The organism is Pseudomonas sp. Pseusp18, assembly GCF_059506005.1.
Genome location: NZ_CP169240.1, coordinates 5406869 through 5419338, shown reverse-complemented (window position 1 = coordinate 5419338; position 12470 = coordinate 5406869). Strand labels below are relative to the sequence as shown.

Here is a 12470-nt window from a genome sequence, read left to right as displayed (position 1 = left end):
AAATCTGGATGGCACGCCGATAGGCGCCGGAAAAAGACATTTGCAAAAGTCCGGATATTCCTTAGAATATGCGGCCTTTCGGGCACCTATGCCCGCTGTGCATTTAGATTTGCAGCACCGACTACAGGAACGATGTTCACATGCTAACAATCCGTCTTGCCCTTGGCGGCTCCAAAAAGCGCCCGTTTTACCACTTGACCGTAACCGACAGCCGCAACCCGCGTGACGGTTCGCACAAGGAACAGGTTGGTTTCTTCAACCCTGTTGCTCGTGGTCAAGAAGTTCGTCTGTCCGTGAACCAAGAGCGCGTAGCCTACTGGCTGAGCGTTGGTGCACAGCCTTCTGAGCGCGTTGCTCAGTTGTTGAAGGAATCTGCTAAGGCTGCGGCCTGAGCAATATGAACGCGACGCCAGCTGTTGCTGATGATTTGATCGTTATCGGCAAGATTTATTCTGTTCACGGCGTTCGCGGCGAAGTGAAGGTGTATTCCTTTACTGATCCGATTAAAAACCTGTTGGACTACAAAACCTGGACGCTCAGGCGCGAAGGCAGCGTAAAACAGGTCGAGCTGGTCAGCGGACGCGGGAACGACAAGTTCCTGGTCGCAAAGCTCAAGGGTCTTGATGATCGTGAAGAAGCTCGTCTTCTGGCTGGTTATGAGATCTGCGTGCCGCGCAACCTGTTCCCTGAATTGACCGATGGCGAGTACTACTGGTACCAGCTGGAAGGTCTGAAGGTCATCGATACTCACGGGCAATTGTTCGGGAAAATCGATCATCTTCTGGAAACCGGCGCCAATGATGTAATGGTGGTCAAGCCTTGCGCTGGCAGCCTGGATGATCGCGAACGCCTGTTGCCGTATACCGAGCAATGCGTGTTGGCCGTCGATCTGGCAGCGGGCGAGATGAAGGTGGAATGGGATGCGGACTTCTAAACGTGGCTAACCTGCGCGTAGAAGTGATCAGTTTGTTTCCCGAGATGTTCTCCGCCATCAGCGAGTACGGCATCACCAGTCGGGCGGTGAAACAGGGGTTGTTGCAGCTTACCTGTTGGAATCCGCGAGACTACACGACGGATCGACATCACACTGTGGATGATCGCCCATTTGGCGGTGGTCCGGGCATGGTGATGAAGATCAAGCCCCTGGAAGATGCTCTGGTTCAGGCCAAGGCAGCAGCCGGGGAGGCGGCGAAGGTAATTTACCTGTCCCCCCAAGGCCGTCAACTGACACAGTCGGCGGTGCGCGAGTTGGCGAATCTGGATGCATTGATCCTGATTGCCGGCCGCTATGAAGGCATTGACGAGCGTTTTATTGATGCTCATGTCGATGAAGAGTGGTCGATTGGCGACTATGTACTGTCTGGCGGCGAGCTGCCGGCGATGGTCCTGATCGATGCGGTTACACGACTGCTGCCTGGAGCTTTAGGGCATGCGGACTCCGCTGAGGAAGATTCCTTTACGGATGGTTTGCTGGATTGCCCGCACTACACCCGACCGGAGGTGTATGCGGATCAGCGTGTTCCCGACGTATTGCTAAGTGGCAATCACGCGCACATCCGGCGTTGGCGTTTACAGCAGTCCCTTGGTCGGACCTATGAACGACGCGCCGATCTTCTGGAAAGCCGCTCGCTTTCTGGAGAAGAGAAGAAGCTGCTCGAGGAATACATCCGCGAGCGGGACGATAGTTAACAACGTATCGATGGTAGATCCGACGATTTACCTTAGGAGCACAGCATGACTAACAAAATCATCCTTGCACTCGAAGCAGAGCAGATGACTAAAGAGATCCCTACCTTTGCCCCGGGCGACACCATTGTCGTTCAGGTGAAAGTGAAGGAAGGCGATCGTTCGCGTCTGCAAGCGTTCGAAGGCGTAGTTATCGCCAAGCGTAACCGCGGCGTAAACAGTGCTTTCACCGTTCGTAAAATCTCCAACGGTGTTGGCGTAGAGCGTACTTTCCAGACCTACAGCCCGCAAATCGACAGCATGGCTGTCAAGCGTCGCGGTGATGTACGTAAGGCCAAGCTGTACTACCTGCGTGACCTGTCCGGTAAAGCAGCTCGCATCAAGGAAAAACTGGCTTAAGTCCAGCTTCCGATGCCGAAAAGCTGGCCTGCTCAGGTTGGCTTTTCAAGAAAATGCCCCGTATCGAAAGATGCGGGGCATTTTTCGTTATGGCTGCATATAAAAAAACTGCGGCGCGCTTCCTGTAGCAGCTGCCGAAGGCTGCGTTCGGTTGTAGCAGCTGTCGAGCTCCAGCGAGGCAGTGTCCGGCTGCGAAGCAGTCGTGAATCCGGCTAATGCGGTCTGTCTGGCGTACCGCAATCTCTGATTTTGCGACTGCTGCGCAGCCGAACGCAGGCTGCGCCAGCTGCTACATATCGCGTTATGGCTTAACTTGGGGATTTTGTTCGCACAAAAGCAAACGCCCCGAACCAGTCGGGGCGTTTGCTTTAAGTGTTGCGGCTTTTTGGGCTTGGGCCCTTAGCGCTTCAGCGAAGCTGGCAGGTGCGGCTGGATCGCGGTCAGTACTGCCTTGAAGCACTTGGTGTTGCCGGCAACGACGTGACCTTTCTCCAGGAAGTCGTGACCGCCGGTGAAGTCGCTCACCAAGCCGCCGGCTTCCTGGATCAGCAGGGCGCCTGCAGCCATGTCCCACTCGGACAGGCCTGACTCCCAGAAGGCGTCGAAACGGCCGGCAGCCACGTAGGCCAGGTCAAGGCTTGCCGAGCCGGCGCGGCGGATGCCGGCGGTCTGGCCAACCAGGGCGCGGAACATACCCAGGTAGTTGTCGAGGTTGTCCATCTGGTCGTCACGGAACGGGAAGCCGGTACCCAGCAGGGCGCCGTCCAGGCTGGTACGGCCGCTGACGCGCAGGCGACGACCGTTCAGTTGAGCGCCGCGACCACGGCTGGCGGTGAATTCTTCCTGGCGAACCGGGTCCAGAACAACAGCATGTTCCAGGCGACCGCGGTATTTGCAGGCGATGCTGACAGCGAAGTGAGGAATGCCGCGCAGGAAGTTGGTGGTGCCGTCCAGTGGGTCGATGATCCACAGGTATTCTTCGCCTTCGATGCCGGTGCCGGCGTGCAGGCCGGTCTCTTCACCCATGATCGAGTGATTCGGGTAGGCCTTGCGCAGTGCGTCGATGATTTTCTGTTCGGCGGCGCGATCCACCTCGGATACGTAATCCTTGGCGTCTTTTTCGTCGACCTTGATGGTATCCAGGCGCTCGATGGAGCGGAAGATCAATTCACTGGCGCTGCGGGCGGCGCGCAGCGCGATATTCAGCATGGGCTGCATGGATGTGTCACCTAAGGTTGTTAAAGAAAGCCGGGCATTCTATCAGAAAGTTTCTACAGGAGAAGGTCGGTGTTCGCTTTCATGGCTTAACGGTAGGAGGAGCTGTAAGATTCTGCTCCCGATAATGTGTTCGAGAGCGCCTCCCTTGCTGCAAAACATTCGTGTCGTCCTGGTCAATACCAGTCATCCCGGAAATATCGGCGGTGCTGCGCGTGCCATGAAGAACATGGGCCTGTCGCGACTGGTGCTGGTCGAGCCGCGGTTGTTCCCGCACCACGAGGCCGATGCGCGTGCGTCCGGCGCCGGGGACATCCTTGAAAACGCGCAAGTCGTCGCCACCTTGGAAGATGCCTTGGTCGGCTGCAATCTGGTACTGGGTACCAGCGCCCGTGATCGTCGCATTCCCTGGCCGCTGCTCGATCCCCGTGAGTGCGGTGTGAGGGTGGTCGAGGAAGCGGGGCAGGGCGCGGAGATCGCATTGGTGTTCGGTCGTGAAGATTCCGGCCTGACTAACGAAGAGCTGCAGCGATGTCATTATCACGTGCACATCCCATCAGACCCCGAGTTCAGTTCGCTGAACCTCGGGGCGGCGGTGCAGGTATTGAGCTATGAAGTGCGTATGTCCTGGCTGGCGGCCCAAGGTCAGCCGAGCAAGGTCGAGAAGGAGGAAGTGGCGTCCACCAAGAGTGGTGAGTTGGCGACCATGGATGAGCTGGAGCGATTCTATGAGCACCTGGAGCAAACCCTGGTGGCCATCGAATTCCTCGACCCGGAAAAACCGCGGCACTTGATGGCGCGCCTGCGCCGGTTGTACGGACGCAGCTCGGTCAGCCGGGCGGAAATGAATATATTGCGTGGCATCCTCACGGAAACCCAGAAGGCGGCCCGTGGCGAGCTTCTAAAGCGGAAGGATTAATGATGTTTGAGCGTTTGCGTGAAGATATCCAGAGCGTATTCCATCGAGACCCGGCGGCGCGTAACGCTTTTGAAGTCCTGACGTGCTACCCGGGCATGCATGCCATCTGGATTCACCGTTTGTCGGCGGCCCTGTGGCGCGCGGACCTGAAATGGCTGGCGCGGCTGGTGTCGAACTTCGGTCGCTGGTTGACCGGAATCGAGATTCATCCGGGGGCCAAGGTCGGTCGTCGCTTCTTTATCGATCATGGCATGGGCATCGTTATTGGTGAGACCGCCGAGATCGGCAACGATGTCACCCTTTATCAGGGCGTGACCCTCGGTGGCACCAGCTGGAACAAGGGCAAGCGTCACCCGACCCTGGAAGATGGCGTGGTGGTTGGCGCGGGCGCCAAGGTGCTCGGCCCATTCACTGTCGGTGCCGGGGCCAAGGTGGGTTCCAATGCCGTGGTTACCAAGGCGGTTCCGCCGGGGGCAACGGTGGTGGGGATTCCGGGGCGGATTATCGTCAAGTCCGACGATGAGCAGGATGCCAAGCGCAAGGCCATGGCCGAGAAGATCGGTTTCGATGCCTACGGAGTCGGCGAAGACATGCCGGACCCGGTGGCCCGTGCGATCGGCCAATTGCTCGATCACTTGCAGGCGGTCGATGGTCGTCTGGAGGGTATGTGCGGTGCTCTGAAGGATCTGGGCAGTAATTACTGTGCCAAGGATCTGCCTGAACTGCGCGAAGAAGACTTTGCCTGTGTGAAGGGCAAGGACGAAAGCAAGGCCAGCTGATTCACAGCAGGGTCGCATTCAGGCATTTGCACCGCGCTGGTTGGTGTGCCATTACGCCGTAGACCCTGCTATGATGCGCGCGCTCTTTTGCGGGTAAACCTGAGTAAAGCACTAGGTCTTATAGTTGACTTAAATACTCGGGAATTGCATACTCGCCCCATTCCGAACTCCGTGGTAATTGTCCATGCGACTGACTACAAAAGGCCGATACGCCGTGACCGCCATGCTTGACCTGGCGTTACACGCGCAGCACGGGCCGGTGTCCCTGGCCGATATCTCCGAGCGCCAAGGCATCTCCCTGTCCTACCTCGAGCAGCTTTTCGCCAAATTGCGCCGTAGCAATCTGGTGTCCAGTGTTCGCGGTCCGGGCGGTGGCTACCAATTGTCCCGCGACATGCAGGGCATCCAGGTCGCCCAGGTAATCGATGCGGTCAACGAATCGGTCGATGCAACCAAGTGCCAGGGCCAGGGCGATTGCCATTCCGGCGACACCTGTCTGACTCACCATTTGTGGTGCGATCTTAGCCTGCAGATTCACGAATTTCTGAGCGGTATCAGCTTGGCTGACCTTGTAACTCGCCGTGAGGTGCAAGAAGTAGCCCAGCGTCAGGACCAGCGTCGTTGCAACAGCAAGGCGCCACGCCTGGACAAGATTGAAGCGTCCGCCGTCGAATGACAGCCAAAGAGCTAGCGGCACGCCAGCCAGCCTGATTTAGGAGATAGTCCATGAAATTGCCGATTTACCTTGATTACTCTGCGACCACCCCGGTTGATCCGCGTGTCGCGCAAAAGATGAGTGAATGCCTGCTGGTCGACGGAAACTTCGGTAACCCGGCGTCCCGTTCCCACGTGTTCGGCTGGAAAGCCGAAGAGTCCGTCGAGAACGCTCGTCGTCAGGTCGCTGACCTGGTTAACGCCGACCCGCGTGAAATCGTCTGGACCTCCGGTGCCACCGAGTCCGACAACCTGGCAATCAAGGGTGCGGCGCATTTCTACTCCACCAAAGGCAAACACCTGATCACCACCAAGATTGAGCACAAGGCTGTCCTCGACACCATGCGCCAACTGGAACGTGAAGGTTTCGAAGTGACCTACCTCGATCCTCGTGAAGATGGCCTGGTCACTCCGGAAATGGTCGAAGCTGCCCTGCGTGACGACACCATTCTGGTATCGGTCATGCACGTGAACAACGAAATCGGCACCATCAACGACATCGCTGCCATCGGTGAGCTGACCCGCTCCCGGGGCATCCTGTTCCACGTCGACGCTGCTCAGTCCACCGGCAAGGTCGAGATCGACCTGTCGAAACTGAAAGTTGACCTGATGTCGTTCTCTGCCCACAAAACCTATGGCCCTAAAGGCATCGGCGCGCTGTACGTCAGCCGCAAGCCGCGTGTGCGCATCGAAGCGACCATGCACGGCGGCGGTCACGAGCGTGGCATGCGTTCCGGCACCCTGGCGACTCACCAGATCGTCGGCATGGGCGAAGCGTTCCGTGTGGCCAAGGAAGACATGGCTGCCGAGAATGCACGCATCAAAGCGCTGAGCGACCGTTTCTTCAAACAGGTTGAAGGCCTGGAAGAGTTGTACGTCAACGGCAGCATGACCGCCCGCGTACCGCACAACCTGAACCTGAGCTTCAACTACGTCGAAGGCGAGTCGCTGATCATGGCGCTCAAGGATCTGGCGGTATCGTCGGGTTCGGCCTGCACCTCGGCATCGCTTGAGCCTTCGTATGTGCTGCGCGCCCTGGGCCGCAACGACGAACTGGCACACAGCTCGATTCGCTTCACCTTCGGCCGTTTCACCACCGAAGAAGAAATCGACTACGCCGCGCAGAAAGTCTGCGAGGCCGTCACCAAGCTGCGCACTCTGTCGCCGCTGTGGGACATGTACAAAGACGGCGTCGACATTTCGAAAATCGAGTGGGCGGCACACTGATATTCAAGTCGCCGCAACCGGGCCCTGCGAATCCACGATTGGCAGGGCTTCAAGAGCGACTCCTGATGAGTGAGGATTAAGAATCATGGCTTACAGCGAAAAGGTCATCGACCACTACGAGAACCCGCGCAACGTCGGCAAGATGGATGCAGAAGATCCTGATGTCGGCACCGGCATGGTCGGCGCTCCGGCGTGCGGTGACGTGATGCGTCTGCAGATCAAGGTCAACGAGCAAGGCATCATCGAAGACGCCAAGTTCAAGACCTACGGTTGCGGTTCGGCAATCGCCTCCAGCTCCCTGGCGACCGAGTGGATGAAAGGCAAGACTCTGGATGAAGCAGAGACCATCAAGAACACTCAACTGGCCGAAGAACTGGCCCTGCCGCCAGTGAAAATTCACTGCTCCGTACTCGCTGAAGACGCCATCAAGGCGGCCGTTCGCGACTACAAGCAGAAGAAAGGCTTGATCTGACTTTCAAGATTTGGCGACGAGTAAGGAGTCACCGATGGCTATCAGCATGACAGAAGCGGCTGCTCAACACGTGCGACGCTCCCTCAACGGGCGCGGCAAGGGTGATGGGATTCGTCTGGGTGTTCGCACCACGGGCTGTTCCGGCCTTGCCTATGTGCTGGAGTTTGTCGACGAGGTAGGCGCGGACGATCAAGTGTTCGAAAGTCACGGCGAGAAAGTGATCATCGACCCGAAAAGCCTGGCGTACCTGGACGGCACCGAGCTTGATTTCGTCAAGGAAGGGTTGAACGAAGGCTTCAAGTTCAACAACCCCAACGTACGCGGTGAATGTGGCTGCGGCGAAAGCTTCAACATCTGAGGCTACTTGTGGGTACTCCTTGTCATTTCGCTTTATTTGAGCTGCAACCGAGTTTCAATCTGGACCTCGATCAGCTGGCTACGCGCTACCGTGAGTTGGCGCGCGGCGTTCATCCGGACCGCTTCGCCGACGCTTCCGAGCGCGAGCAGCGGCTGGCGCTCGAGCAATCCGCGAGCCTCAACGAGGCCTACCAGACGCTCAAAAGCCCCCCCAAGCGCGCGCGATACTTGCTCGCATTGAGTGGTGGCGAGTTGCCGCTGGAGGTCACGGTGCATGATCCGGAATTTCTTCTGCAGCAGATGGAGTTGCGTGAAGAGCTTGAGGATCTGCAGGACAGCGCCGACATGGCGGGTATTGCCACGTTCAAGCGCCGCCTCAAAGCCGCTCAGGATGAACTGAACCAAAGCTTCGCAGCTTGCTGGAATGATGCAGCGCAACGTGAACGGGCCGAACGCCTGATGCGGCGCATGCAGTTCCTCGACAAGCTCACCTACGAAGTGCGCCAGTTAGAAGAGCGCCTCGACGATTAACCCAGTGCCGCTCCGGTCGCACGCCTGATATACAGATAAGTCCTGATCACGATGGCCCTACTGCAGATCGCCGAACCCGGCCAAAGTCCTCAACCGCACCAGCGTCGTCTGGCTGTGGGGATCGACTTGGGCACTACCAATTCGCTGGTCGCTGCATTGCGCAGTGGTCTTTCCGAGCCTCTGGCCGACGCGCAAGGGCGGGTTATCCTGCCGTCTGCCGTGCGCTATCACGCCGATCGCGTCGAAGTCGGCGAATCGGCCAAACTGGCTGCCGCTACCGATCCTCTGAACACTGTGCTGTCGGTCAAGCGCTTGATGGGACGTGGTTTGTCCGACGTCAAGCAATTGGGCGATCAACTGCCGTACCGTTTTGTCGATGGCGAGTCGCACATGCCGTTCATCGACACGGTGCAAGGCCCGAAAAGCCCGGTCGAAGTCTCCGCCGATATCCTCAAGGTGCTACGCCAGCGCGCTGAAGCGACCTTGGGCGGCGAACTGGTCGGCGCAGTGATCACCGTTCCGGCCTATTTCGATGATGCTCAGCGTCAAGCCACCAAGGATGCGGCCAAGCTGGCCGGCCTGAACGTGCTGCGCTTGCTCAATGAACCGACCGCTGCTGCGGTGGCTTACGGTCTGGATCAACAGGCTGAAGGCCTGGTTGCCATTTATGACCTGGGCGGCGGCACCTTCGATATTTCGATTCTGCGCCTGACCGGCGGTGTGTTCGAAGTGCTGGCTACCGGCGGCGACAGCGCTTTGGGTGGCGATGACTTCGATCACGCCATTGCTGGTTGGATCATCGAGAGTGCCGGTCTGTCGGCCGACCTCGATCCGGGCGAGCAGCGCAATCTGCTGCAAACCGCGTGTGCGGCCAAAGAAGCCCTGACCAACTCCTCGTCCGTCGAAGTCGCGTATGGCGACTGGAAGGCCGGGCTGACCCGTGAAGCGTTCAATGCGCTGATCGAGCCAATGGTTGCTCGCAGCCTGAAAGCCTGCCGTCGTGCGGTGCGTGATTCCGGCATTGAGCTGGAAGACGTTCACGCGGTGGTCATGGTTGGCGGCTCGACTCGCGTGCCGCGCGTTCGCGAAGCCGTTGCGCAAGCCTTCGGTCGCGAACCGCTGACCGAAATCGACCCGGATCAAGTTGTGGCCATCGGTGCCGCGATCCAGGCCGATACCCTGGCCGGCAACAAGCGTGACGGCGGTGAACTGCTGTTGCTCGACGTGATTCCGTTGTCCCTGGGGCTGGAAACCATGGGCGGCCTGATGGAGAAGGTGATTCCGCGCAACACCACCATCCCTGTTGCCCGGGCCCAAGACTTCACCACGTACAAAGATGGCCAGTCGGCCATGGCGATCCACGTATTGCAGGGCGAGCGTGAGTTGATCAGCGACTGCCGCTCCCTGGCGCGCTTCGAATTGCGCGGTATTCCGGCGATGGTCGCGGGTGCTGCAAAGATTCGCGTGACTTTCCAGGTCGACGCCGACGGTCTGCTCAGTGTCTCGGCCCGCGAATTGGGTTCGGGTGTCGAAGCCAGCATTCAGGTCAAGCCGTCCTACGGCCTGACCGACGGCGAAATCGCCAAAATGCTCAAGGATTCGTTCCAGCACGCCAATGACGACAAGGTCGCCCGCGTATTGCGTGAGCAGCAGGTCGATGCCCAGCGCCTGATCGAGGCAGTGCAGGGTGCTCTGGATGTCGACGGCGAACGCTTGCTCGACGCCGAAGAACGCATGGTCATCGAATTGCAGATGCAGGAACTGACCGAATTGATGAAAGGCACCGATGGTTACGCCATTGAGCAGCAGACCAAGCGTCTGTCGCAAGTGACCGATGCCTTTGCTGCCCGCCGCCTGGACTCGACGGTGAAAGCCGCTCTGGCGGGGCGCAATCTGAATGAAATCGAGGAATAATTGATGCCGCAGGTCATTTTTCTGCCACATGAGAAGTTTTGCCCGGAAGGCATGGTCGTGGAGGCTGAGCCTGGCATCTCCATCCTCGAACTGGCCCATGAACACCATATCGAGATGGAAAGCGCTTGTGGCGGCGTCTGCGCTTGCACCACTTGCCACTGCATCGTTCGTGAGGGTTTTGACTCGCTGGAAGAGGCTGATGAGCTGGAGGAAGACTATCTTGATAAGGCTTGGGGGCTGGAAGCTCAGTCACGCTTGGCCTGTCAGGCAAAAGTCGGGACTGAAGACCTGACCGTCGAAATTCCGAAATACTCGCTCAACCATGCAGCCGAAGCGCCGCACTGATTCAAGGAACTTTCATGAGCCTGAAATGGGTTGATGTGCTGGAAATCGCGATCCAGCTGGCTGAGTCAAAGCCGGATGTGGACCCGCGTTACGTGAACTTCGTCGATCTGCACCAGTGGGTGCTGGCATTGCCGGAGTTCAGTGATGATCCGACCCGCGGTGGCGAGAAGGTGCTTGAAGCCATTCAGGCGGCCTGGATCGAAGAAGCAGACTGAGTCTGCACCGTACGCAGTTAGGCAATACCAAAGAACCCGCGTATAATTCGCGGGTTTAATTTTTCGCAAATTACCGTTTCTGGAGTTACACCATGGCTGTTCAACGTACTTTCTCCATCATCAAGCCTGACGCTGTTGCAAAAAACGTTATCGGCGAGATCACCACTCGTTTCGAAAAAGCTGGCCTGCGCGTTGTAGCTTCGAAACTGAAGCAACTGTCCAAAGCCGAAGCTGAAGGCTTCTACGCTGAGCACAGCGCTCGTGGTTTCTTCAACGACCTGGTTGCTTTCATGATTTCCGGTCCGGTTGTCGTTCAGGTTCTGGAAGGCGAAAACGCTATCGCTCTGAACCGTGAACTGATGGGCGCTACCAACCCTAAAGAAGCTGCTGCCGGCACCATCCGCGCTGACTTCGCTGATTCCATCGACGCCAACGCCGTACACGGTTCGGACTCCGAAGCCGCTGCTGCTCGCGAAATCTCGTACTTCTTCGCAGCTACTGAAGTAACCACTCGCTAAGCATTGGCTTAAGAGTGAAGGTGAATCCATGACTACATCGACTGTAAAAACCAACCTGCTGGGTCTGACTCAACAGGAAATGGAAAAATTCTTCGACTCGATCGGGGAGAAGCGTTTCCGTGCCGGTCAGGTAATGAAATGGATTCACCACTTTGGCGTCGATGATTTCGACGCCATGACGAACGTCAGCAAGGCCTTGCGCGAAAAGCTCAAGGCTGTTGCTGAAATTCGTGGTCCGGAAGTGGTCAGCGAGGACATCTCCAGCGACGGCACCCGTAAGTGGGTGGTGCGCGTGGCGTCCGGCAGCTGCGTCGAGACCGTTTACATTCCCCAGGGCAAACGCGGCACCTTGTGCGTTTCGTCCCAGGCAGGCTGTGCCCTGGATTGCAGTTTCTGCTCCACCGGCAAGCAAGGTTTCAATAGCAACCTCACCGCCGCCGAAGTCATCGGCCAGGTGTGGATTGCCAACAAATCCTTTGGCAGCGTCCCGGCAACCGTCGACCGTGCCATCACCAACGTGGTGATGATGGGCATGGGTGAGCCGCTGCTGAACTTCGACAACGTCGTGGCCGCCATGCATCTGATGATGGATGACCTGGGCTATGGCATCTCCAAGCGCCGTGTAACCCTGTCGACTTCGGGTGTGGTGCCGATGATCGATGAGCTGTCCAAGCACATCGATGTTTCCCTGGCGTTGTCCCTGCACGCACCGAATGACGCATTGCGTAACCAATTGGTGCCGATCAACAAGAAGTATCCGCTTAAGATGCTGCTGGAATCGTGTCAGCGCTACATGTCGTCCCTGGGCGAAAAGCGCGTACTGACCATCGAGTACACCTTGCTCAAGGACATCAACGACAAGGTCGAACACGCGGTCGAAATGATCGAGTTGCTCAAGAATGTTCCGTGCAAGATTAACCTGATTCCGTTCAACCCGTTCCCGCACTCCGGTTACGAGCGTCCGAGCAACAATGCGATTCGCCGTTTCCAGGATCAGCTTCACCATGCAGGCTTCAACGTCACCGTGCGTACCACCCGCGGTGAAGACATCGATGCCGCGTGTGGCCAGTTGGTAGGGCAGGTGCTGGATCGCACCCGTCGCAGCGAACGTTATATCGCCGTGCGTGAGTTGAGCGCCGACAACGATATGCCGCAAAACGCTGCGAACAATAATTAAGA

17 protein-coding genes are annotated in these 12470 nt (G+C 57.9%); 16 read left to right on the top strand and 1 reads right to left on the bottom strand.

The annotated features are described in order from the left end of the window. Window positions 1-140: 140 nt before the first annotated feature. From rpsP to rplS, 4 genes are read left to right on the top strand one after another with little or no spacing between them, the layout of a single operon-like run. Complete coding sequence (gene rpsP, locus ACEN9A_RS24345; protein WP_003198088.1) at window positions 141-392, top strand: 30S ribosomal protein S16; 252 nt, start codon at window positions 141-143, stop codon at window positions 390-392. 5 nt (window positions 393-397) lie between these two features. Next, window positions 398-934: a ribosome maturation factor RimM gene (rimM, locus tag ACEN9A_RS24340; protein WP_086944744.1), complete on the top strand. Its 537-nt coding sequence runs from the start codon at window positions 398-400 to the stop codon at window positions 932-934. Continuing rightward, entirely contained in the window at window positions 916-1689 is a 774-nt protein-coding gene (trmD, locus tag ACEN9A_RS24335; protein ID WP_172901170.1) for a tRNA (guanosine(37)-N1)-methyltransferase TrmD, read from the top strand. Before rimM ends, trmD begins: the two co-directional genes overlap by 19 nt. Before the next feature lie 45 nt (window positions 1690-1734). Next, a complete protein-coding gene (gene rplS, locus ACEN9A_RS24330; protein ID WP_003175895.1) occupies window positions 1735-2085 on the top strand; it encodes a 50S ribosomal protein L19 in 351 nt (116 codons plus the stop codon). Window positions 2086-2484: 399 nt separating this feature from the next. On the opposite strand, the gene suhB is transcribed toward rplS, so the two are convergent. Further along, on the bottom strand, window positions 2485-3303 hold the full coding sequence (gene suhB, locus ACEN9A_RS24325) for a type III secretion system regulator SuhB (protein WP_007941397.1): 819 nt from the start codon (window positions 3301-3303) through the stop codon (window positions 2485-2487). Window positions 3304-3448: 145 nt separating this feature from the next. Here suhB and trmJ point away from each other — a divergent pair, with 145 nt between their 5' ends. From trmJ to rlmN, 12 genes are all read left to right on the top strand, one after another. Next, window positions 3449-4219 (top strand): tRNA (cytosine(32)/uridine(32)-2'-O)-methyltransferase TrmJ, encoded by a 771-nt coding sequence (trmJ, locus tag ACEN9A_RS24320; protein ID WP_019647767.1) that lies wholly within the window; start codon window positions 3449-3451, stop codon window positions 4217-4219. 2 nt (window positions 4220-4221) lie between these two features. Next, the gene (gene cysE, locus ACEN9A_RS24315) at window positions 4222-4998 is read left to right on the top strand and encodes a serine O-acetyltransferase (protein ID WP_019647768.1); all 777 of its coding nucleotides are present in this window, start codon (window positions 4222-4224) and stop codon (window positions 4996-4998) included. Between the two features lie 184 nt (window positions 4999-5182). After that, complete coding sequence (gene iscR, locus ACEN9A_RS24310; protein ID WP_003227911.1) at window positions 5183-5674, top strand: Fe-S cluster assembly transcriptional regulator IscR; 492 nt, start codon at window positions 5183-5185, stop codon at window positions 5672-5674. A gap of 50 nt (window positions 5675-5724) precedes the next feature. Then, on the top strand, window positions 5725-6939 hold the full coding sequence (locus ACEN9A_RS24305; RefSeq protein ID WP_007941393.1) for an IscS subfamily cysteine desulfurase: 1215 nt from the start codon (window positions 5725-5727) through the stop codon (window positions 6937-6939). An 85-nt stretch (window positions 6940-7024) separates the two neighbouring features. Beyond that, window positions 7025-7411 (top strand): Fe-S cluster assembly scaffold IscU, encoded by a 387-nt coding sequence (gene iscU / locus ACEN9A_RS24300; protein WP_003443374.1) that lies wholly within the window; start codon window positions 7025-7027, stop codon window positions 7409-7411. Between the two features lie 34 nt (window positions 7412-7445). Next, the gene (iscA, locus tag ACEN9A_RS24295) at window positions 7446-7769 is read left to right on the top strand and encodes an iron-sulfur cluster assembly protein IscA (protein ID WP_007941391.1); all 324 of its coding nucleotides are present in this window, start codon (window positions 7446-7448) and stop codon (window positions 7767-7769) included. Window positions 7770-7777: 8 nt separating this feature from the next. Further along, a complete protein-coding gene (gene hscB / locus ACEN9A_RS24290) occupies window positions 7778-8299 on the top strand; it encodes a co-chaperone HscB (RefSeq protein ID WP_018927068.1) in 522 nt (173 codons plus the stop codon). 51 nt (window positions 8300-8350) lie between these two features. Then, the gene (hscA, locus tag ACEN9A_RS24285; protein ID WP_019647769.1) at window positions 8351-10213 is read left to right on the top strand and encodes a Fe-S protein assembly chaperone HscA; all 1863 of its coding nucleotides are present in this window, start codon (window positions 8351-8353) and stop codon (window positions 10211-10213) included. A gap of 3 nt (window positions 10214-10216) precedes the next feature. Continuing rightward, window positions 10217-10558, top strand: coding sequence for an ISC system 2Fe-2S type ferredoxin (fdx, locus tag ACEN9A_RS24280; RefSeq protein WP_007941387.1), 342 nt, complete (start codon window positions 10217-10219; stop codon window positions 10556-10558). A 14-nt stretch (window positions 10559-10572) separates the two neighbouring features. Beyond that, entirely contained in the window at window positions 10573-10773 is a 201-nt protein-coding gene (gene iscX / locus ACEN9A_RS24275) for a Fe-S cluster assembly protein IscX (protein WP_007941386.1), read from the top strand. A 92-nt stretch (window positions 10774-10865) separates the two neighbouring features. Next, the gene (gene ndk, locus ACEN9A_RS24270) at window positions 10866-11291 is read left to right on the top strand and encodes a nucleoside-diphosphate kinase (protein ID WP_007903599.1); all 426 of its coding nucleotides are present in this window, start codon (window positions 10866-10868) and stop codon (window positions 11289-11291) included. A gap of 28 nt (window positions 11292-11319) precedes the next feature. After that, window positions 11320-12468, top strand: a complete 1149-nt coding sequence (gene rlmN, locus ACEN9A_RS24265) for a dual-specificity RNA methyltransferase RlmN (RefSeq protein ID WP_007941385.1) — start codon at window positions 11320-11322, stop codon at window positions 12466-12468. Window positions 12469-12470: the final 2 nt, after the last annotated feature.